The sequence below is a fragment of the Rhizobium sp. M10 genome, from assembly GCF_002531955.1.
GTDB lineage: Bacteria > Pseudomonadota > Alphaproteobacteria > Rhizobiales > Rhizobiaceae > Rhizobium > Rhizobium etli_C.
Genome location: NZ_NWTA01000004.1, coordinates 199,966 through 220,349, shown reverse-complemented (window position 1 = coordinate 220,349; position 20,384 = coordinate 199,966). Strand labels below are relative to the sequence as shown.

17 protein-coding genes and 1 tRNA gene are annotated in these 20,384 nt (G+C 61.8%); 13 read left to right on the top strand and 5 right to left on the bottom strand.

The window, feature by feature from the left end; genetic code table 11:
• The first annotated feature begins 27 nt into the window (after positions 1-27).
• Genes CO671_RS08715 through CO671_RS08705 form a run of 3 tightly spaced genes read left to right on the top strand, consistent with a single transcriptional unit; the run spans position 28 to position 2,910 of the window.
• Entirely contained in the window at positions 28-1,173 is a 1,146-nt protein-coding gene (locus CO671_RS08715; RefSeq protein WP_097605738.1) for an ABC transporter ATP-binding protein, read from the top strand.
• 4 nt (positions 1,174-1,177) lie between these two features.
• The gene (locus CO671_RS08710; RefSeq protein WP_097605604.1) at positions 1,178-2,089 is read left to right on the top strand and encodes an ABC transporter permease subunit; all 912 of its coding nucleotides are present in this window, start codon (positions 1,178-1,180) and stop codon (positions 2,087-2,089) included.
• Positions 2,090-2,091: 2 nt separating this feature from the next.
• Entirely contained in the window at positions 2,092-2,910 is an 819-nt protein-coding gene (locus CO671_RS08705) for an ABC transporter permease subunit (protein ID WP_097605603.1), read from the top strand.
• Position 2,911: 1 nt separating this feature from the next.
• Here CO671_RS08705 and CO671_RS08700 read toward each other — a convergent pair whose 3' ends face one another.
• A complete protein-coding gene (locus CO671_RS08700) occupies positions 2,912-4,804 on the bottom strand; it encodes an AsmA-like C-terminal region-containing protein (protein ID WP_097605602.1) in 1,893 nt (630 codons plus the stop codon).
• A 233-nt stretch (positions 4,805-5,037) separates the two neighbouring features.
• Here CO671_RS08700 and CO671_RS08695 point away from each other — a divergent pair, with 233 nt between their 5' ends.
• Entirely contained in the window at positions 5,038-6,990 is a 1,953-nt protein-coding gene (locus CO671_RS08695; protein ID WP_097605601.1) for an acetoacetate--CoA ligase, read from the top strand.
• A gap of 288 nt (positions 6,991-7,278) precedes the next feature.
• Here CO671_RS08695 and CO671_RS08690 read toward each other — a convergent pair whose 3' ends face one another.
• Positions 7,279-11,100: an ATP-binding protein gene (locus tag CO671_RS08690; protein WP_097605600.1), complete on the bottom strand. Its 3,822-nt coding sequence runs from the start codon at positions 11,098-11,100 to the stop codon at positions 7,279-7,281.
• A gap of 211 nt (positions 11,101-11,311) precedes the next feature.
• On the opposite strand from CO671_RS08690, the gene CO671_RS08685 reads away from it, so the two are divergent.
• From CO671_RS08685 to CO671_RS33685, 4 genes are all read left to right on the top strand, one after another.
• Positions 11,312-11,761: a phasin gene (locus tag CO671_RS08685; protein WP_097605737.1), complete on the top strand. Its 450-nt coding sequence runs from the start codon at positions 11,312-11,314 to the stop codon at positions 11,759-11,761.
• A gap of 131 nt (positions 11,762-11,892) precedes the next feature.
• A tRNA-His gene (locus CO671_RS08680) sits at positions 11,893-11,969 on the top strand.
• A 92-nt stretch (positions 11,970-12,061) separates the two neighbouring features.
• Entirely contained in the window at positions 12,062-12,499 is a 438-nt protein-coding gene (locus tag CO671_RS08675; RefSeq protein WP_097605599.1) for a DUF4174 domain-containing protein, read from the top strand.
• Positions 12,500-12,534: 35 nt separating this feature from the next.
• Entirely contained in the window at positions 12,535-12,702 is a 168-nt protein-coding gene (locus CO671_RS33685) for a hypothetical protein (RefSeq protein WP_097605598.1), read from the top strand.
• Here CO671_RS33685 and CO671_RS08665 read toward each other — a convergent pair.
• Together CO671_RS08665 and CO671_RS08660 are read right to left on the bottom strand one after the other, a co-directional pair.
• Entirely contained in the window at positions 12,699-13,580 is an 882-nt protein-coding gene (locus CO671_RS08665) for a LysR family transcriptional regulator (RefSeq protein ID WP_097605597.1), read from the bottom strand. The genes CO671_RS33685 and CO671_RS08665 overlap by 4 nt on opposite strands.
• Positions 13,577-13,891 (bottom strand): putative quinol monooxygenase, encoded by a 315-nt coding sequence (locus CO671_RS08660; RefSeq protein ID WP_010034625.1) that lies wholly within the window; start codon positions 13,889-13,891, stop codon positions 13,577-13,579. Before CO671_RS08660 ends, CO671_RS08665 begins: the two co-directional genes overlap by 4 nt.
• Positions 13,892-14,064: 173 nt before the next feature.
• On the opposite strand from CO671_RS08660, the gene CO671_RS08655 reads away from it, so the two are divergent.
• The 4 genes from CO671_RS08655 (at position 14,065) to rirA (ending at position 18,431) form a co-directional block, all read left to right on the top strand.
• The gene (locus tag CO671_RS08655) at positions 14,065-15,561 is read left to right on the top strand and encodes a CoA-acylating methylmalonate-semialdehyde dehydrogenase (protein ID WP_097605596.1); all 1,497 of its coding nucleotides are present in this window, start codon (positions 14,065-14,067) and stop codon (positions 15,559-15,561) included.
• Positions 15,562-15,716: 155 nt separating this feature from the next.
• Positions 15,717-16,799 (top strand): DUF898 family protein, encoded by a 1,083-nt coding sequence (locus CO671_RS08650; RefSeq protein WP_097605595.1) that lies wholly within the window; start codon positions 15,717-15,719, stop codon positions 16,797-16,799.
• Entirely contained in the window at positions 16,789-17,838 is a 1,050-nt protein-coding gene (locus CO671_RS08645) for a M48 family metallopeptidase (protein ID WP_097605594.1), read from the top strand. Before CO671_RS08650 ends, CO671_RS08645 begins: the two co-directional genes overlap by 11 nt.
• Before the next feature lie 110 nt (positions 17,839-17,948).
• The gene (gene rirA, locus CO671_RS08640; protein ID WP_097605593.1) at positions 17,949-18,431 is read left to right on the top strand and encodes an iron-responsive transcriptional regulator RirA; all 483 of its coding nucleotides are present in this window, start codon (positions 17,949-17,951) and stop codon (positions 18,429-18,431) included.
• Positions 18,432-18,433: 2 nt separating this feature from the next.
• Here rirA and CO671_RS33320 read toward each other — a convergent pair whose 3' ends face one another.
• On the bottom strand, positions 18,434-18,766 hold the full coding sequence (locus CO671_RS33320) for a hypothetical protein (protein WP_141514459.1): 333 nt from the start codon (positions 18,764-18,766) through the stop codon (positions 18,434-18,436).
• Between CO671_RS33320 and CO671_RS08635 the strand changes: the two genes are divergently transcribed.
• Positions 18,765-20,360: an ABC transporter substrate-binding protein gene (locus CO671_RS08635; RefSeq protein WP_097605736.1), complete on the top strand. Its 1,596-nt coding sequence runs from the start codon at positions 18,765-18,767 to the stop codon at positions 20,358-20,360. The genes CO671_RS33320 and CO671_RS08635 overlap by 2 nt on opposite strands.
• The last annotated feature ends 24 nt before the right edge of the window (positions 20,361-20,384 follow it).

The window sequence follows — 20,384 nt, the reverse complement described above, 5'->3', positions numbered from 1 at the left end:
GAATACGCATATTTTTCGGGGAATAATATGAAATCCTTAGGCAATATCCGCCGCGCTTTCGCGCCTTGGACCGACCCGTCCGCAAAACCTTTCATTGCCTTCAAGAATGTCACCAAGCGCTTCGGCGATTTCACCGCCGTCAATGATCTGTCGCTGAACATCTATCACCGCGAGTTTTTCGCGCTGCTCGGCGCGTCCGGCTGCGGCAAGTCGACGCTCCTGCGCATGCTCGCCGGCTTCGAGCAGCCGACATCAGGCGAAATCGTTCTCGACGGCACCGATCTCGCCGGCACGCCGCCCTACAGGCGGCCGGTCAATATGATGTTCCAGTCCTACGCGCTTTTCCCGCACATGACCGTCGAGAAGAACATCGCCTTCGGCCTGAAGCAGGACGGCATGCCGAAGGACGAAATGGCCGAGCGCGTCGCGCAGATGCTGAAGCTCGTCAAGCTCGAGCAATTTGCCTCCCGCAAGCCGAACCAGCTCTCCGGCGGCCAGCGTCAGCGCGTGGCGCTCGCCCGTTCGCTCGCCAAGCGCCCGAAAGTGCTGCTGCTCGACGAACCGCTCGGCGCGCTCGACAAGAAGCTGCGCGAGGAAACCCAGTTCGAACTGATGGACCTGCAGCAAAGCCTCGGCCTCACCTTCGTCGTCGTCACCCACGACCAGGAAGAGGCGATGACCATGGCCGACCGTATTGCCGTCATGAGCCACGGCAAGGTCGTGCAGGTGGCGACACCGGCCGAAATCTACGAGGCGCCGAATTCCCGCTTCGTGGCGGATTTCATCGGCGACGTGAACATCTTCGACGGCAAGGTGACGACATCGGGGAGCGGGCCAACCGAGATCGCCGTCGACAGCGGTTTCACCATCCGCATCGCCGCCGCAGGCGCCGCTCCGGCGATCGGCAGCACGGCCGGTTTCGCCATCCGCCCCGAGAAGATCCGCGTCAGCCGCGCGGCCCCCGCGAACGCCTCGGTCAACGCGGCCAAGGGCGAGATCTGGGATATCGGCTATCTCGGCGACATGACCGTCTTCCACATCAAGCTGCCGAGCGGCAAATTCGTCAGAGCCTCTTCCCTCAACGCGCAGCGCTCCGTCGAAGACCCCTTCACCTATGATCAGGACGTCTGGGTCTCCTTCGATGAAGACGGCGGCGTGCTGCTGAAGGATTGAGATCATGGGAACGCTGGCATCACGCTTCTATAACCGCCTCGTCATCGTCATTCCCTATGCCTGGCTGCTGCTCTTCTTTCTGGCGCCGTTCTTCATCGTCTTCCGCATCTCGCTGTCGACGACGGCGATCGCCATACCGCCCTATGAGCCGGTCTTCTCTTTTGACGATGGCTGGAGCGGTTTCTGGAGCAAGGTCGCGACCTTCTCCTTCGACAATTACGGCTATCTCACCGACGATCCTCTCTACTTCAACGCTTATCTGTCGAGTGTCACCATCGCCGGTATCTCTACCCTGCTGATGTTGCTGATCGCCTATCCGATCGCCTATGGCATGGCGCAGGCGCCGCGCACCATCCGCCCGACGCTGCTGATGCTCGTCATCCTGCCATTCTGGACGAGCTTCCTGATCCGTGTCTATGCGTGGATTGCCATCCTGAAGCCGGAAGGATTGCTGAACCAGCTCCTCTTGTCGCTGCATATCATCGACACGCCGCTGATCATTCTCAACACCCCGACGGCCGTCTATATCGGTATCGTCTATTCCTATCTGCCCTTCATGGTGCTGCCGCTCTATTCGGCGCTCGAAAAGATGGACGGCACGCTGATCGAGGCGGCCCAGGATCTCGGCTGCACGCCGATCCGGGCCTTCTGGCGCGTCACGTTCCCGCTGTCGATCCCCGGCGTGGTGGCCGGCTGCATGCTGGTCTTCATCCCCGCCGTCGGCGAGTTCGTCATCCCCGATCTTCTCGGCGGGTCGCAGACGCTGATGATCGGCAAGACGCTCTGGAACGAGTTCAATGCCAATCGCGACTGGCCGGTCTCCTCGGCGGTCGCAACCATCCTGCTCATGATCCTGGTGATCCCGATCGTCTTCTCTCAGAATGCACAGGCCAAGGCCGAAGAGCGGGGGAGATAAGCATGCTGCGATGGACCCGTTTCAACGTCATCTCCGTCGTGCTCGGCTTTGCCTTCCTCTATCTGCCGATCGCGCTGCTGGTGATCTTTTCCTTCAACGAGTCGAAGCTCGTTACCGTCTGGGGCGGCTTCTCGACCAAATGGTACGTCTCGCTGCTGTCGAACCAGGCCCTGCTCGATGCCGCCTGGGTGACGATCCGCGTCGGTCTGCTGTCGGCCACCTTCGCCACCGTGCTCGGCACCATGGCGGCGCTGACGCTGGTGCGTTACACCCGCTTCCGCGGCCGCATGCTTTTCTCGGGCATGGTCTATGCGCCGCTCGTCATGCCGGAGGTCATCACCGGCCTGTCGCTGCTGCTGCTTTTCGTGGCGATCGGCTTCGACCGCGGCTTCTGGACGATCACGCTGGCGCATACGACGCTGACCATGTGCTTCGTCGCCGTCGTCGTGCAGTCACGGCTCCTAAGCTTCGATCAGTCGATCGAGGAAGCGGCGCAGGATCTGGGGGCGCCGCCGGTGCGCACCTTCTTCGAAATTACCCTGCCGATCATCTCGCCGGCCGTGTTTTCGGGGTGGATCCTGGCGTTCACGCTGTCGCTGGATGACCTGGTGATCGCAAGCTTCACCTCGGGCCCGGGCGCAACCACGCTGCCGATGAAGATCTATAGCCAGGTGCGCCTCGGCGTGACGCCGGAGATCAATGCGGTCTGCACCATCCTGATCGGCATCGTCGCGATCGGTGTCATCTGCGCCTCGATCATTACCAAGCGCCGCGAAATCCAGCGTGATCGGGACGAGCGCGCGGCCGCCGCCGGGGCCTGATTTACTGCGCGTGAGGCGTATTGCCGAACAGCGGAACCGGCGAAATGACAGGGTTTGGCCATGAGCCGCCGATGAAGAACGGCAAAAGCGGCAGCTCGGCCGCCTTGGCCGGATCGGTTGCCTCCAGCGAGCCGGAAAGCGCCAGCCCGTTCGACTGGTAGGTGATGACGCCGGAAAGTGTCAGCGTCTGTGCAGGCCCGGCGATATCGGCGTCGTGGATTTCGGCCGAACCATTGGCGAAATCGGCCCGGAGATCCAGCCGGCTGAAGGCAAAGGCGCCGTTTGCCGCAGCACTCAGCGGAAAGAACGGCTTTTCGGCGGCCTGGCTCCGCAGCGCTGCGGCGTCGATGCCGGGGATCGTGCCCTCCTTGGTCCAGAAGTGCAGCCTGCCGGTGACGTCGGCAAGGCCGGTCGTCCAGATCGCCTTTGGCGACTGCAGGTCGAGATCGAGCGATGCCGTCGCAAGCGGCAGCGGCCCTTTGAGCTGCAGGCGCTCGGCAAGAGCGGCGAAGTCGGCATCGCGGATCGACAGCTGCAGTTTGCCGCCGCCGTCGAAATCACGCTGCGTCGCTTCCAGATGCGCGGTCAGCTCGCCGCCTTCGAAGGCGCTGTCGCCGATATCGAATTTCGCCTCGCCGCCGGTCACGATCATGCTGGCGCCGACATCGGAAAGCTCGAAGAGGCCCATCTGCGCGCGGCGCGCCGAAAGCCTGACGTCGATGTCAAGCAGCTGCAGCGGTTCGCGCATGCCTTTGGAGATTTCCTTTGCCTCGCCGGCGGCGAGCCTCAGCGCAAAGGCATCGAGGAAAGGTTTGAGGTTCATCTGGTCGAATGCAAGCGTGCCGCCGATCTTCGGCCGTCTGCCGGGCACGGTCGAAAGATCCATCACGCCGGTGGCGCTTGCCTCGTTCAGCGACAGGCTGAGATCGTTGAAGCGCAGCCCGCTGCCCGACGACATGATGTCGGATTCCAGCGATGCGCTCTTCAGTGTCCCGATGCCGGGAATCGATTTGCCCGACCATGTGAGAAGCGCCGGCACATCGGGAATGCTGGCGGCGATATTGCCGGAAACGGCCGAAAGGCGGGCGATGCTGGCAATTCCCTGGAAACGCGCCGTCAGCAGGTTCGACGTCAGCGATGTCCGCGTCTCGGCGCTCTTGCCGGCAAAAACGAGCAGCGGCTGGCGCGAGGCGAAATCGACCTTCAGGTCCTCGCCGTTGATGCGGGCGATGACGACGGCCGAGATCGCGCCTGAGAGCCGCGGCCAGGCGATGTCGGCCGTGACGTTGTCGAAATTGTAGGTCTTGGCGCTCCCGATGTCGGTGACGGCAAGCGTGCCGTCCTCGACGGTCACCGCGCCGATCTCGGCATCGAGATCAGGATCGAGCACCTCGGCTCCGTTTTCGTAGCGCACGCCGCTGATCGCACGGGCAAGCAGGCCGGCATAACTCCAGTCGATCAGGCCTTTTTCGTCACGCGTCAGCGCCAGCTTGGGGCGCAGCAGATGGAATTCGTGGAAACTCGTCCGGCCTCTCAGCGCATCGATGAGGCTGAAATCGGCCGACAGGCTTTCGATGCTGCCGAGCAGCTTATCGCCGCTTTCGCGCGGCTGGCGGATCGTGACCTCGTTCAGCGTGATGCGTGGCGTCGGCCAGAATTCGAGAACCGGACTGCCTTCGATCTCGGCCTGATAGCCCGTCCATTTCGACAGCGCGTCCTCGATGCCGGAGCGCACGAAACCGGTCGTGATGAGATAGGGCGCCGCCACCCTCAGCGCCACGAAAAGCCCAAGCGCAATCAGCAGCAGCACGGTCGAAACACGCGCGAAGGCCGGCAGCCAGCGCGAAACGGGTCCGATCTTCCTGCGCCACCTGCGATGTCTTGACGTACCCATGATCTCCGCCGGTCATTCAGCCGGTTAAGCCGTTAAGCGCTGATTTCGCCGGATATAGGAAATATCGGGTAGATGCAAATCCCTCCAGCGCCGCGTGTGCGCGGGTATTTTGAACTGACGCTGAGATCGGTTGCGCTTTCCGTCCTGTTCGCCGGACGTCGGATGCGCTCGGGTTCTGCCCTTTATAATGCAATGCAGCATGATATAAAGGCGAGATTGGGGAGGAGGATTGAATGCAGGACAACAGACCACTTTGGGTGCCATCGGACGAAGCCGTCGCAAAAAGCCCGATCCATGCCTTCATGGCGCGCTGCAATAGAGACTTCGGGCTATCGCTTTCGGGCTTTGAGGACCTGCATGCATGGTCTGTCGCCGAGCGGGAGAAATTCTGGTCGACCGTCTGGGATTTCTGCGGCGTGAAGGGAAAACGCGGCGCGGAAGTGCTGATCGACGGCGACAGCATGCTCGGCGCCCGCTTCTTTCCCGAGGCGACGCTGAACTTCGCCGAAAACCTGCTGCCCGGCCGCGGCGAGGCCGACGCCATCCTCTTCTGCGGCGAGGATAAGGTTGCGGATCGCTGGTCATGGGATCGGCTGCGCGCGCTGGTGTCGAGGCTGCAGCAGGCCTTCAAGGCGCAGGGTATCGGCGAAGGCGATCGCATCGCCGCCATGATGCCGAACATGCCGGAGACTGTCGCCGCCATGCTGGCGGCCGCCTCGATCGGCGCCATCTGGTCGTCCTGCTCCCCCGATTTCGGCGAACAGGGCGTGCTCGACCGTTTCGGCCAGATCGGCCCGAAGCTGTTCATCGCCTGCGATGCCTATTGGTATTCGGGTAAGCTGCAGGATGTCGGCGCCAAGGTCGCCGCGGTGACGAAAAGCCTGGGTGTCCCGACGATCGTCGTCCACTATGCCGGCGATGCCGAGGCGGTGGCGCGCGCAACGCCCGGCGCTTCGACGCTGGAAGCCTTCATTGCGCCCTATGCGGCGAGCGAGATCGAATTCACCCCACTCGCCTTCGCCCATCCGCTCTACATCCTGTTTTCGTCCGGCACGACGGGCGTGCCGAAATGCATCGTCCATTCGGCCGGCGGCACGCTGTTGCAGCACCTGAAGGAGCAGCGGCTGCATTGCGGCCTTAAGGCCGGCGAGAGGCTCTTCTACTTCACCACCTGCGGCTGGATGATGTGGAACTGGCTGGTCAGCGGCCTTGCCAGCGGCGCCACGCTCTGCCTGTTCGACGGCTCGCCGTTTGCGCCCGACGGTAACGTGCTGTTCGACTATGCCGAGGCCGAGAAATTCGCAATCTTCGGCACTTCGGCGAAATATATCGATGCGGTGCGCAAAAGCGGGCTGACGCCGCGCCAAAGCCACGATCTCTCCAGCCTGCGGCTGATGACCTCGACCGGCTCGCCGCTGTCGCCCGAAGGATTCACCTTCGTCTATGAGGGAATCAAGGCAGATGTGCAGCTCGCCTCGATCTCCGGCGGCACCGATATCGTCTCCTGTTTCGTGCTCGGCAATCCGCTGCAGTCGGTCTGGCGCGGCGAGATCCAGGGGCCGGGCCTCGGCCTTGCCGTCGACGTCTGGAACGATGACGGCAAGCCGGTGCGCGGCGAGAAGGGCGAACTCGTCTGCACCAAGGCCTTCCCCTCGATGCCGGTCATGTTCTGGAACGATCCCGACGGCGCCAAATATCGCGCTGCCTATTTCGACCGGTTCGACAATGTCTGGTGCCACGGCGATTTCGCCGAATGGACGGAACATGGCGGCCTGATCATCCACGGCCGCTCGGATGCGACGCTCAATCCCGGCGGCGTGCGCATAGGCACGGCCGAGATCTACAATCAAGTCGAGCAGATGGCGGAGGTGGCCGAGGCACTGTGCATCGGCCAGGAATGGGATGATGACGTGCGCGTCATCCTGTTCGTACGCCTGGCAGCGGGCGTGACGCTGACCGAGGATCTGGTCAAGGCGATCAAGACACGGATACGCACCGGCGCCTCGCCGCGTCATGTGCCGGCCAAGGTCATCGCCGTTGCCGATATTCCCCGCACCAAGTCGGGCAAGATCGTCGAGCTTGCGGTGCGCGAGGTCGTGCATGGCCGGCCGGTGAAAAACCAGGAGGCGCTTGCCAATCCCGAGGCGCTGCGGCTCTTTGCGGGCTTGAGCGAACTGAAGGACTGATAAGGAATCGTAAACCACAAGCTTTCACCATTCAGCAATCCCCTGTCATGGAAACCTTTCGTTAAGAAAGGTTAGGCAAAGGTTTGGAGTAACTGGGGGGCTGCACATGAACGAGGCGGCCTGAAGCCCTACAGCGCCGCGTGTCTCAGACGCGCAAAGGACGCTGTAGCACTTTCTTACGAAACATGACGTTGATCGACTGAGCTCTTGTTGAACAGCACCAAATTTAAAGGCAGCCTCTGGCTGCCTTTTTTTTCGCTGCGCCAGAGCTGCGCCAGAGATTAAGGATCAGCCGGCCAGCACGCGCTGCGACGGGAAGGTAATCTCGACGAGCGTGCCTTCGTTCGGCGCCGAATTGATCGAGAATGTCGCCCGGTTGGCATCGACCATCGCCTTGGTCAGCGGCAGGCCAAGCCCGGTGCCGTCGCCGCGATGGCGCGACTGGGTCGAGGAGACCTGCCGGAACGGCTTCATCGCATGGTCGAGCTCGGCGCGCGTCATGCCGATGCCGGTATCGCGGACCCTCAAGACGACGCTGCCATTCGCCTCGTAGGAAGTGGAGACGACGATCTGCCCGCCCGACGGGGTGAAGCGAATGGCGTTCGACAGGATGTTGAGCGCAATCTGCTTGATCGAGCGCAGATCGGCCACGACATCGGGCACCGCATGCGACAGCGCCGTGCGGATGATGACGCGCTGGCCATTCGCCTGCGGCTGGACCAGCGCCACCGCCTCCGAGACCGCCTCGTTGAGGCCGACGGCGGCAAAATCGAGATCCATCTCGCCCGCCTCGATCTTCGAAATATCGAGCAGGTCGTTGACGATGTCGAGGACGTGCCGGCCGGAGCGGCCGATATCGTTGGCATATTCGATATAACGGGGATGGCCGATCGGACCGAAACGCTCGCCGGCCATCATATCGGAAAAGCCGATAATGGCGTTGAGCGGCGTGCGGATTTCGTGGCTGACGCGGGCGAGGAAATCGGTCTTGTGGGCATTGGCGGTTTCGGCCGCCCCCTTGGCATTGCGCAACTCGTCCTCGGTGCGCTTCCATTGGGTGATATCGCGGATGACGGCGCAATAGCCATTCGAGGAGGTCAGCCGGCCCATCGTCATGAACAGCGGCACGAAGCCGCCGGCGGCCTCGCGGCCGATCACCTCGCGCCCGTCGTTCAAGACGCTGGCGACGCCATGGCCGGAGAGGCCGTTCAGATAGTCGAGAACCGCTTTCTGGCTCTCATGGGCAAACAGCATGACGAAGGGTTTGCCGCGCGTCTCCTGTTCGTCATAATTGAAAAGCGCGCTGGCCGACCGGTTCATCGAGCGGATGTCGCCCTCCGTGCCGATGACGACGACGCCATCGGTCGCCGTTTCCAGGATCGAGCGCAATTCCTCCACTTCGACCTGAAGCTTGGCCACCTTCTCGACCATGCGCTCGGGACGGGCTTCGGACCGGCCGGCGTCAGCGCGGGCGTCTTCCTTGCCTTCCACCGGCATCAGCGCCAGCATCAGGGCGTTGGCATCTTCCCAGCGCACCGATTGCAGCCGCGCGGTAACCGGCGTCAGCGTGTCGTCGGCCTTGACCAGCATCATGGTGCCGGAGCCCGTGGCATTCTCCTCGAGTTCGCGGCGCTGCAGCAGCGCTTCGATGCCGCCCACCTCGCGCAGCGCATCGAGGGAGGCATAGCCCGTCAGCCGCATGAATTCGGGATTGGCATGCATCAGCGCGTCGCCGACATGGATGAGCACTGCGACAGGCAGCTGGTCGACCGTTCCGGCCGACAGCCCGTCGGTCATCTTGACCCGCGGCGGGATGAAGCTTGTGAGAACCTCGATCTGGCTCACCGTCTCCTCGAGCCCTTCCGTCGCCTCGTCCTCTTCTATGGCGGCGGGCGCTTCAGCCTCTTCTCGCAGCGCCTCGGCCGCGTTCTCGAAGATCGCTTCCTGCGGCGCCGGCTCCTCGGCCGCAGCGAAGTCGGCCGTATCGGCAAGCGGCGTTTCGTCCTTGAAAGCTTCCGGTTCCAAGCTCTCTTCGAAAGCCGCCGTTTCCGTGGCGCCGGCGTCCCTCGGCGCCGAAGCGGCAGGCTCTTCGTTGCGGGCGCCGAAGGCTTCCAGGCGCTTGGCGATTTCGCGGAAATTCGCCTGTTCGGCGGCCGTCAGTGCGGCGCCCGTGCTGTGAAGCTGAACGACCTTGTCAGTGAAACGGCGATTGGGTGTTTCGACGATGCGAAGCGCCGGCGGTTCGTCTGCAGCATTTTCCCGGGCGGGTGTCTCGAAGCTTGTCTCTACATCGGTCTCCGCTTCCGGGACCGTCTCTTCGGCTTGCGGCGCGGCTGCTGTCGGCGTCTCAATCCCGTTCTCGTCCGCCGCGGGCGGTTCCGTCGCGGCCTCCTCGGACGCGGCTTGCATGTCATGCGCGGGGTCGGCGGCAGGCTCGGCGATCGGGCCGAGGCTTGCCGCATCATGGCCGACACCATCCGGGCCGAGCGTCAGGCCAAGCGCCAGCGGATCCTCCTGCGCGTCGGAGAGCCTGACGACGCCGAAGCCGCGGAAACCGTCGAAGTCGCGGTTGCGGGTATAGGTCGGCAGCGCCGCGAGATCGACCGGAACGACAAGGCTGGTGCCTTCGACCGGCCAAAGGATCGTCTTGCCCGACCATGTGTCGCGGCGCGCGAGCGCCTCGGAGAGCTTGCCGTCCGGATCCAGGTTGAAAAGAGCGGCAATATCGCTGAAGGCGGAGCCGATGATGGCGGATGCATGCGGACCGACGGCCTCGGCAAATTCGTGGCTGACTTCGTTGAACCGGCCTTCCGCATCGATCTTCCAGACGAAGCGCGTGGCGCGGCTGTTCGGTCGGAAGACGAAGCCGGGCTCCGGTGCAAGCGCCGGGGCAGGGGGCGTGTCGGAAATCAAGGGCGCCGCAGTGGCCGGCGCTTCATTGGCCATCGCCGGCGTCTCTTCGGCGGGCGTCTGGCCGGCTTCGGCCGGTTCTGCCGTCCCGTTCGTTTCCGCGGTCGCGTCAGCCGAATGGGCCGAACCGTCGTCGACGAGCGCGGCATGCGCGTCGGCCTCATCCACACCGCTGTCGATTACGCCGTCGCCGTTTTCCGGCGCCGCGTCTTCACCCCGGTGCATCTCCGCAATCGTTTCGTCGGCGGATGCGGCGGCCGCCTCTGCCGGCTGTTCGCTTTCGACGGCGATCTCTTCGAGGGTCTCCTCGACCTCTTCGATATCAGACACCGCGTCGACGATCTCGGTGAAGCCGGTTGCTGCGACCGGCTCTTCCGGGGGAAGTTCGGCCGGCGGCGCGCTTGCTTCCCCTGCGGGCGCGTCAGCTGCCTGCGAGGGTGCATCGGCTGCGTCGAGGATGGGTGCATCGACCGTGTCGAGCACAGGTGTATCGACTGGATCGAGCACGGGCGCATCGACCGAGTCGAGATGACCGATCGCGGTCTCCACGGCAAACAGCAGATTGAGCGGCGGTTCGTCGCTGAGTTTGCCGACAGCTGCCGGGAGGTAGCCCCGGCCGGTGGCAACCGGGCGCTTGACCAATCGGTCGGGATGCGCGCTGGCAAGATTGATCAGGGTCTTGGCGGTTTCGCCGGAGATGGCAAGCGAGGCAAAGCCCGGCGAGGCGGCGATGACCTCGCCATTGGCGCCGATGACGGCCATATGCGTGTCGGGATCGTCGAGCCCCTGCAGCATCTGGGCCGCCGAGGCGTCCGATGCAAGCGGCCTTGCCGAGACCGGCACCGAAAACAAAATGGCCTTTTCGCCCTGGGAAAGCCGGATCAGTTCGGCCGCCGCCTGCACCTGCGCGCGCTGGAAGCCTTTGGCGACGCGGATCATCAGGCTTCTGGAGTCGCCGATATCGGCGAGCTGGCGCGCCGCCGTCTCCAGTTGGCGAAAGGTGATGTCGGTACGGTCGACACCCTGATCGAGCAGATCATAGACCGCTGAATGACCGAAAAGCTCGGCACCCGCGCCGTTCGCCCAGAGCAGCCGGGCGAGATCGGCCGAAAACAGCACCATCGCTTCGCCGCGTGAAAAGCGTTCCCGCACCCGCGCATGCACGGCGATATCGATGAACGGATATTGGACTGCGGGCATGATCGAACCTTGTCGCTGTCGGCCTTCTAAATTAACGGCTTATTAATAACTGCAGGTCGCATGCCGGTCCAGAACAGCGGGGTAGTTTCGGCCCACAGGGTTAACGACTTGTGCGCTGCACAATAATTGTTGCAATGCACAATGAAATGCCCTATATAGACGTCATTCGATGATCACAGGCAGCGACTGCCTCAACCCAAAGGAATGCGACATGGCTACCATAAAGACCGATGACGTTTTTTCAATCGCTTCTTTCGACCCCTCCAAGTTCGCGGAATCCTTCCGTGATTTCGCTGAAAAGGGCGCTCAGCAGTCGAAGGACGCCTATGCCAAGCTGAAGACCGCTGGCGAGGAAGCCGGCAAGACGCTCGAAGCCACCGTCCAGACGGCCCAGGCCGGCACCGTCGAGATCGGCCTGAAGGCGATCGACGCTCTGCGTGTCAATGCCGAGAGCTCGCTCTCGCACATGGAAGCCCTGCTCGGCGTCAAGTCCCCCGCCGAATTTTTCGAGCTGCAGACCTCGTTCCTGCGCAAGCAGGCCGAGCTCGCCGTCGAGCAGGCGAAGTCGATGCAGGAAACCACCAAGCAGGTAGCCGAAAAGCTCGCAAAGCCCTCCAAGGAAGCCGCCGAAAAGGCCATGGCCTCCTTCAAGGTTGCCTGATCGGTCTTTGCCGATTGCAAACAAAAAGGCTGGACCCCGCGTCCAGCCTTTTTGTATATTGACGAGGAATGGGGCTTGAATTCATCGCCAAGTCCTCGTATGTGACCCCCATCGCGCCCGGCGCGGTTTATGCGGTTGTAGCTCAGTTGGTTAGAGCGCAGGTTTGTGGCACCTGAGGTCGGAGGTTCGAGACCCCCCAACCGTACCATTTCTCCCTTCAGAGTGAAAATCCGGTTCCCGTCATTTCGATGGAACCCATGCCGTAGCCGCACCGTTCTCCAGGTTAACGGGAGAATATGCATGTCGAAAACCCTTCTCTACGGTGCGACGAAAATCGATGAGACCAACAGCGCCTATGCGCCGGTCGAGAGCTTGGCTGCCTTCCAGTGGAAGAACCGTGTCTTCGTTCTTTTCGCCGACAGGGACAATGCCCGCGTGGCGCGCCAGGAAAACCAGCTGCTTTCTGATCGCGCGGCGCTCGATGAGCGCGATATGGTGATAGTGAAGGTGTCGGCCGGTAAGGTCCGGCCGCTTTTCGGCGCTGCCGATGGCCTCGACGGCGAAGCGATCCGCCGCGATCTGGATGCGCCTGAGGTCGGTGAATTTGCCGCCTTCCTTCTCGGCAAGGACGGCACCGTCAAGCTCAAGGTCAGCGAGCCGATCACCAATGGCGAGCTCTTCGCCATTATCGACAGCATGCCGATGCGCGCTGCCGAGACGCTGAAGGCGGACAAATAGCCCGACGAACATCGCAAACATGAAGGGAGGCGGTCATGTCCGTGCCCAACGAACCCATTCCCGATCAGCCGCCGATGCCGGCACCCGGCTGGAAGCCGGTGCCGCCGATCACTGAACCGGAGCCGGACCGGCTTCCGGATGAAGCGCCTGTTCCCAATCCGGATGAGAATGACGAGCCGGCCAAACATGTTTCCGGGCGTTAAAGGAAGATCTGCCGCTCGGCGCTGACGAGTTCCTGCAGGAAGTCGACGACACTGCGGACGCGCACGAGGTCGCGCGCCGTTTCGTGATAGGTCGTCCAATAGGCGCGCCGGATCGAGATGTCAGGCAGAATGCGTTGAAGTTCCGGATATTGCCGGGCGATGTAATCGTGCAGGATGCCGATGCCGGCGCCGGATCGCACCGCCTCGGTCTGGCCGATCGCCGTCGAGATTTCGAAACCGGCGTCCCAGCTGCGCATCACCTCGCCGGAGAAATTCAGCGAGGCGGTGAAGAGCAGGTCCTCGACATAGCCGATGCGCGGATGCGCCTTCAGCGCCTCGACATCGCCAGGCCTGCCGTGGTGGGCGAGATAGTCGCGCGAGGCATAGAGGCCGAGCGTATAGTCCGTGAGCTTGGAGGAAACGAGACGGCCCTGTTCGGGACGTTCCAGCGTGATGGCGATATCCGCCTCGCGCTGCGACAGCGAGAAGGACCGCGGCACCGGCACCAGCTGGATTTTTAACGCCGGATGGCGCTCGATCAGCTTGCCCATGCGCGGCGCCAGAAACGACACGCCGAAGCCGTCGGGCGCGCCGACGCGCACCGTGCCGGCGATTGCCGTGTCAGTGTGGCCGAGATTGGCCTGCACTGCCAGCATTTCGGTTTCCATGCGCTCGGCGGCGTGCAGGAAGACCCCGCCTTCGGCCGTCAACTCGCAGCCATTTGTGCGGCGGACGAAAAGCCGCGTCTTCAACGCCTCTTCGAGCGACGTCAGCCGCCGTGAAAGCGTGGCGTGATTGAGTCCCAATCGCTTCGAAGCGGCAAGGATCTGCCCGGTGCGGGCGACGGCAAGGAAAATGCGGACATCGTCCCAGTTCATGGCTTGGCACGCATGACAATCGGATCGACATCGATGAGCGTCAGCGATGTCACCATGCCGGCCGTCTCCCGCTTATATTTGAGGAAATGTGGTGTCCTGAGATGGGCCTCATAGGCTTCGTGGTCGGCGTAGACCTCGAGGATACGGATCAGGTTTGGATTGTTCCGGAGGGAAACGGCGCTGAGTGAGAGAACGCCGTCTTCCAGAGCAAGCGACGCCTCGATTTCTTCTGTAAGCAAGGCGCGGTAGGCTTCGAGCTTGGCCGGATCGATCTCCAGCTCCGCCATTCTGACGACAGGTTCCCGGCTCATCGGCTCGACCTCTCCTTGGGTTTGACTTGTCGAAATGGGGTGCCAAGTTTGAAAATATCAGCACCCGATGCAACAATCGAGCTATAATATGCGCACAACGGTTGCTTATATCAGCGCATTGATTTGTGCAAATTGAAGTGCGATTGTAGGCCATCCAAACAGGAGGAACATCCATGCGTGAGATCGGACATTTCATCGGCGGCCAGCAGGTCGCCGGCACCAGCGGCCGTGTCAGCAACGTCTACAATCCGGCAACCGGCGAAGTGCAGGCGACCGTCGCGCTCGCAAGCGTCGAGGAATTGCGCGCCGCCGTCGAAAACGCCAAGGCTGCGCAGCCGAAATGGGCTGCCACCAATCCCCAGCGCCGCGCCCGCGTCTTCTTCAAGTTTGTCGAACTCTTGAACAAGCACATGGATGAACTGGCCGAAATGCTCTCCAAGGAGCACGGCAAGACGATCGAGGACGCCAAGGGCGACGTCATCCGCGGCCTCGAAGTCTGCGAATTCGTCTGCGGCATTCCGCATCTCGCCAAGGGCGAGTTCACCGAAGGCGCGGGTCCGGCGATCGACATGTATTCGATCCGCCAGCCGGTCGGCATCGGCGCCGGCATCACCCCCTTCAATTTCCCCGGCATGATCCCGATGTGGATGTTCGCGCCGGCGATCGCTTGCGGCAACGCCTTCATCCTGAAGCCGTCCGAGCGTGATCCGTCCTTGCCGATCCGTCTCGCCGAACTGATGATCGAGGCCGGATTGCCGGCCGGCATCCTCAATGTCGTCAACGGCGACAAGGGCGCGGTCGACGCGATCCTCACCGATCCCGATATCGGCGCCGTCTCCTTCGTCGGCTCGACGCCGATCGCCCGCTACGTCTACGGCACGGCAGCGATGAACGGCAAGCGCGCCCAGTGCTTCGGCGGTGCCAAGAACCACATGATCATCATGCCGGACGCCGATATGGATCAGGCCGTCAACGCGCTGATGGGCGCAGGCTACGGTTCGGCCGGCGAACGCTGCATGGCGATCTCGGTGGCCGTCCCGGTCGGCGAGGACACCGCCAACCGCCTCGTCGAGAAGCTGACGCCGAAGATCGAATCGCTGCGCATCGGCCCCTACACTGACGACAAGGCCGACATGGGCCCGCTCGTCACCAAGGACGCCTATACCCGCGTTCGCGGCCTGATCGACCGCGGCGTCGAGGAAGGCGCCAAGCTCGTCGTCGATGGCCGCGATTTCAAGCTCCAGGGTTATGAAGACGGTTATTTCGTCGGCGGCTGCCTGTTCGATCATGTGACGCCCGAGATGGACATCTACAAGACCGAAATCTTCGGACCGGTTCTCTCCGTCGTGCGCGCCCAGAATTACGAAGAAGCCCTGTCGCTGCCGATGAAGCATGAATACGGTAACGGCGTCGCGATCTATACGCGTGACGGCGATGCCGCCCGCGATTTCGCCTCGCGTGTCAATATCGGCATGATCGGCATCAACGTTCCGATCCCGGTTCCGCTCGCCTACCACTCCTTCGGCGGCTGGAAGGCATCGAGCTTCGGCGACCTCAACCAGCACGGCACCGACTCGATCAAGTTCTGGACCAAGACCAAGACCGTCACCGCCCGCTGGCCCTCCGGCATCAAGAGCGGCGCCGAATTCGTCATGCCGACGATGAAGTGATCCGCGCGAACAATCGAACTGCAATTCGGGGGCCTTTCGGCCCCCGTTTTCGATTTCAGGTTGTTGATTTCTTCGCTCTTTGCTTTTCTGTTGGTGCGTCCGACAGCTGATTCTCATCATGATGTGTTGGGCAATGTGCTGGGGGAACAAAGATCATGGATAACAGAGTGTCCGCGGGCGCCGCGGCAAATGCGTTCGAGCGTGCCCGGTTCACCGGCACGGCTTCGGAATATTTCGGCATCTGGATCGTCAACGTCCTTTTGACGATCGTAACGCTCGGCATTTATTCAGCCTGGGCGAAAGTGCGGCGCAACCGCTATTTCTACGGCAACACCGTCGTGCTCGGCCGCGCTTTCGAATATCACGCGAGCGGCATGCAGATATTCATCGGCCGCCTGATCGTGTTCGCCTTCATCGTGGTGGCCAACATTCTGGCGGCAATCCATCCGCTGTTCTCGGTTGTGACCACGATCCTTGTGCTCATCGCGCTCCCCTGGCTGATCGTCAGAGGCCTTCGCTTCAATGCCCGCGTGACCAGCTACCGCAACGTGCGATTTGATTTCACCGGCACCGCCGGCGGCGCCTTCGTCTGCGTGATGCTCGGAAGCCTCGTCGCTTTCCTGTCGCTGGGACTGCTTGCACCCTTCGCCAGCCGGTGGCTCAACCGCTATGTTTTCAACAATCTGCGCTACGGCAATCGGCCTTTCGAGACCGATCCCAAGATCGGCGCGCTTTACCGCGCCCTCCTCATCCCGGCCCTGATGGTCGTGCTGGGCCTAGTCGTTCTCGCCGGCTTGGTTGCGATCGCGGTCGTCGGGATTCAGGCCAATGACCCCGGCGCAATCGAGCATGACGCCGCTATGTTAATGATAGTGTCGGGAATGTATCTTGTCGTTTTCGGCCTCATCATCGTCTATGGCCTTGCAGGCCTCATCTATCGGGCAGCCGTCCATAACATCGTCTGGTCGTCGACCCGCATCGACGGCCGGCATCTCCTGAGAAGCGATCTTTCCCGGGCGCGTTATGCCTGGATCGCCATATCGAACGTCGTGGTGACGATGCTCACCCTCGGCCTGATGCGCCCCTGGGCGGCGGTTCGCCTGGCGCGTTATGTCGCCGAGCACACGGCGATTCGCATCGACGGCGAAATCGGCGAGGTCTTTACGCAGTTTCAAACGGCTGGCGCCGCCGTTGGTGCGGAATATATGAGCATGGAAGGGATCGATTTTGGTTTCTGACGCAGAAATCATTGCGAGAGGGGAATGGTATCCGCCGCACTCGAGCGGCTCCGTTCCCGCCCGCCTGCTGTCGCGTGGGGGGCGCCTGCTCGCCGTAACCGAAGAGGATGTCGCTCTTTCGGATAGTGCGGCCGGAGAGGTCTCCTTCACACCGCGCGTCGGGTCGATCCCTCGACGCGCCGTCTTTGCCGACGGCTCGATCTTCGAGAGTGGCGAGAATGATGCCATCGACGCCTTTCTTGGCGGCGGCGGAAGAAGCGGCTGGGTGCATCGGCTGGAGGAATTTCATCCTCGCATCTTCGTCTTCGCGATCGCGGTCGTTCTGCTCGCCGTCGCAATCTATCGCTACGCGCTGCCGGCGCTCGTCGAAGTCGCCATCTTCGTGACGCCGCCTGTGGTCTCCGAAGCGATGTCCCGTGGCGCGCTCAATACGCTGGATACGACGGCGCTCTCCCCCAGCCACCTGACGCCCGCCCGGCAGGCCGAAATCGTCGGCCGCTTTAACCAGGTGGCTGCCAATGCCGAAGGCGGTGCCAACCGTTATGTGCTGAATTTCCGCGATGGCGGTCTGATCGGGCCCAATGCTTTCGCGCTTCCCGACGGCAATATCGTCATCACCGACGAGCTTGTGGAGCTGGCGGGCGGCGACCATGAGATGATATCAGGCGTTCTCGCTCACGAGGTCGGTCATGTCGAATACAAGCACAGCCTCCGGCAGCTTTATCGCGCCGCAGGTGTGGCCGGCCTCGTCATGCTGATTGCCGGCGATGTCGGCTCTGGCGTCGAGGATATCCTGACACAGGGCGGCGGCCTGCTTGCATTGTCCTATTCACGCAGTGCTGAGGCCGAGGCCGATCGGCGCTCGGTGGAACTGATGCGCAAGGCCGGCATGGATCCTGTTGCGATCGCCCGTTTTTTCGATCTCCTGGAAACCAAGCTCGGCGATCATTCCCGCACCAGCATGCTCTCGACCCATCCAGGCACGCCTGAGCGCAAACAGGCCATCCTCGACTATAATGAGATCTTTGAGCGGGATTGACGTCGCGGCAAATGGCCTCATAAGCTGAATGCGAATTTCATATTTTGGAATTGTTCAAAACTACCAAACCGCCTATATAGGTCTGAACAGGCACGAGTCAGGAGAATGGCATGCGGTTGACGAAGCAGACCAACTATGCGGTTCGCATGTTGATGTATTGTGCTGCCAACGACGGGCAGCTGAGCCGCATCCCGGAAATCGCCAAGGCTTACGGCGTTTCCGAGCTCTTTCTTTTCAAGATCCTCCAGCCGCTGAACAAGGCGGGACTGGTCGAGACGGTGCGCGGTCGCAATGGCGGCGTGCGGCTCGGCAAGCCGGCGGCCGATATCACCCTCTTCGACGTCGTCAGGGTGACGGAAGACAGTTTCGCCATGGCCGAATGCTTCGAGGATGACGGCATGGTCGAATGCCCGTTGGTCGACAGCTGCGGCCTGAATTCGGCGTTGCGCAAGGCGCTCAATGCCTTTTTTGCCGTGCTTTCGGAATATACCATCGACGATCTCGTCAAGGCGCGTCCGCAGATCAATTTCCTTCTTGGACTGACCGGCGAGCAGGAATACCGCAAGCCCGCGATCGTCGTCCCAGCCGCCTGAATTCACAGCAGAGCAGACTTGTAAAACCGCGGTTGCCCCGGCAGCCGCGGTTTTTGTTTGCGGCGTTTTCGCCGGCGCGGATGCAGGAAATGGTCATAATGCGCAGCTGAGGAGGTGCAATATCCAAAATGCGCCGAAATTCCGCTGATTTTTATCCAAATATTTCCAATTGAGGCTGATTTTTGACCAAAAATTTCTAAAATTGTCCAATTGGAAAAATTTTCTCCGTAGCCCGTTGCTTTCAGTAGATAAATGTCGTTCCATCGACCGTCGATCGGGATGCCTATCTGCGGTCTCCAGACATCAAAAAAGAACAACCGGGAAACAAATATCATGAAAAAGATCTCTGTCATGCTGGCAGCGACGGCCCTGATTTCGGTCATGGCGACGTCGGCCTGGTCCAAGACCCTTGTCTATTGCTCCGAGGGCTCGCCGGAAGGCTTTGACCCGAGCCTCTACACGGCAGGGACGACCTTCGACGCGTCGTCGCGCACCGTCTACAGCCGCCTCGTCGAATTCAAGCACGGCGGCACCGAGATCGAACCCGGTCTGGCCGATAGCTGGAGCGTTTCGGACGATGGCAAGGAATACACCTTCAAGCTTCATCCCGGCGTCAAGTTCCAGACCACCGACTTCTTCACGCCGACGCGCGATTTCAACGCCGACGACGTCGTGTTCTCCTTCGAGCGCCAGCTGAAGTCCGACAATCCCTGGAACAAGTATGTCGAGGGCGGCTCCTACGAATACGCCGCCGGCATGGGCTTCCCTGAGCTGATCAAGTCGGTTGAAAAGGTCGACGACCTGACCGTCAAGTTCACGCTCAACCACCCGGAAGCGCCGTTCCTGGCCGACCTCGCCATGGACTTCGCTTCGATCGTTTCCAAGGAATATGCCGACAAGCTTGCCGCCGACGGCAAGATGGCGCAGCTGAACCAGCAGCCGCTCGGCACCGGCCCCTTCACCTTCGTTGCCTACCAGCCGGATGCCGTCATCCGCTACAAGGCGAACGAAACCTATTTCAAGGGCAAGGAAAAGATCGACGATCTGGTTTTCGCCATCACCTCTGATGCGGCCGTCCGCGCTCAGAAGCTGAAGGCCGGCGAATGCCACCTGATCCCCTATCCGAATGCCGCCGACGTTCCGGAACTGAAGAAGGATGAAAATCTGGTCGTTCAGGAGCAGGCCGGCCTCAACGTCAGCTATCTCGCCTACAACACCCAGATGGCGCCCTTCGACAAGCCGGAGGTTCGCCGCGCACTCAACATGGCGATCAACAAGCAGGCGATCGTCGACGCCGTCTTCCAGGGTGCGGCCACCGTTGCCAAGAACCCGATCCCGCCGACCATGTGGTCCTATAACGACGCCGTTCAGGACGAAAAATACGATCCTGATGCAGCCAAGAAGGCTCTTGCCGATGCCGGCGTCAAGGATCTCAGCATGAAGGTCTGGGCGATGCCGGTGTCGCGTCCCTACATGCTGAACGCGCGCCGCGCCGCCGAACTGATCCAGGCCGACTTCGCCAAGGTCGGCGTCAAGGTCGAGATCGTCACCCATGAATGGGCCGAATATCTGAAGCTCTCCTCTGACGTGAAGCGCGACGGCGCCGTCATTCTCGGCTGGACCGGCGACAACGGCGACCCTGACAACTTCATGGACACGCTGCTCGGCTGCGATGCCGTCGGCGGCAACAACCGCGCCCAGTGGTGCAACAAGGAATACGACGACCTGATGACCAAGGCCAAGATGACCGCCGATGTCGGCGAGCGCACCAAGGCCTATGAGCAGGCCCAGCTGATCTTCAAGAAGGAAGCCCCGTGGGCGACCCTCGATCACTCGCTCGTCTTCGTTCCGATGAGCAAGAAGGTCTCCGGCTTCCATATGGATCCGCTCGGCATTCACCGCTTCGACGGCGTCGACGTATCCGAATAACAAGAATAATGTAAGAATGCCCGG

Excerpts from the sequence above, each read along its gene's own strand:
- CO671_RS08715 (WP_097605738.1), top strand. The coding sequence starts at position 28 with ATGAAATCCTTAGGCAATATCCGCCGCGCTTTCGCGCCTTGGACCGAC.
- CO671_RS08710 (WP_097605604.1), top strand. The coding sequence starts at position 1,178 with ATGGGAACGCTGGCATCACGCTTCTATAACCGCCTCGTCATCGTCATT.
- CO671_RS08705 (WP_097605603.1), top strand. The coding sequence starts at position 2,092 with ATGCTGCGATGGACCCGTTTCAACGTCATCTCCGTCGTGCTCGGCTTT.
- CO671_RS08700 (WP_097605602.1), bottom strand. The coding sequence starts at position 4,804 with ATGGGTACGTCAAGACATCGCAGGTGGCGCAGGAAGATCGGACCCGTT.
- CO671_RS08695 (WP_097605601.1), top strand. The coding sequence starts at position 5,038 with ATGCAGGACAACAGACCACTTTGGGTGCCATCGGACGAAGCCGTCGCA.
- CO671_RS08690 (WP_097605600.1), bottom strand. The coding sequence starts at position 11,100 with ATGCCCGCAGTCCAATATCCGTTCATCGATATCGCCGTGCATGCGCGG.
- CO671_RS08685 (WP_097605737.1), top strand. The coding sequence starts at position 11,312 with ATGGCTACCATAAAGACCGATGACGTTTTTTCAATCGCTTCTTTCGAC.
- CO671_RS08675 (WP_097605599.1), top strand. The coding sequence starts at position 12,062 with ATGTCGAAAACCCTTCTCTACGGTGCGACGAAAATCGATGAGACCAAC.
- CO671_RS33685 (WP_097605598.1), top strand. The coding sequence starts at position 12,535 with ATGTCCGTGCCCAACGAACCCATTCCCGATCAGCCGCCGATGCCGGCA.
- CO671_RS08665 (WP_097605597.1), bottom strand. The coding sequence starts at position 13,580 with ATGAACTGGGACGATGTCCGCATTTTCCTTGCCGTCGCCCGCACCGGG.
- CO671_RS08660 (WP_010034625.1), bottom strand. The coding sequence starts at position 13,891 with ATGAGCCGGGAACCTGTCGTCAGAATGGCGGAGCTGGAGATCGATCCG.
- CO671_RS08655 (WP_097605596.1), top strand. The coding sequence starts at position 14,065 with ATGCGTGAGATCGGACATTTCATCGGCGGCCAGCAGGTCGCCGGCACC.
- CO671_RS08650 (WP_097605595.1), top strand. The coding sequence starts at position 15,717 with ATGGATAACAGAGTGTCCGCGGGCGCCGCGGCAAATGCGTTCGAGCGT.
- rirA (WP_097605593.1), top strand. The coding sequence starts at position 17,949 with ATGCGGTTGACGAAGCAGACCAACTATGCGGTTCGCATGTTGATGTAT.
- CO671_RS08635 (WP_097605736.1), top strand. The coding sequence starts at position 18,765 with ATGAAAAAGATCTCTGTCATGCTGGCAGCGACGGCCCTGATTTCGGTC.
- CO671_RS33320 (WP_141514459.1), bottom strand. The coding sequence starts at position 18,766 with ATGATATTTGTTTCCCGGTTGTTCTTTTTTGATGTCTGGAGACCGCAG.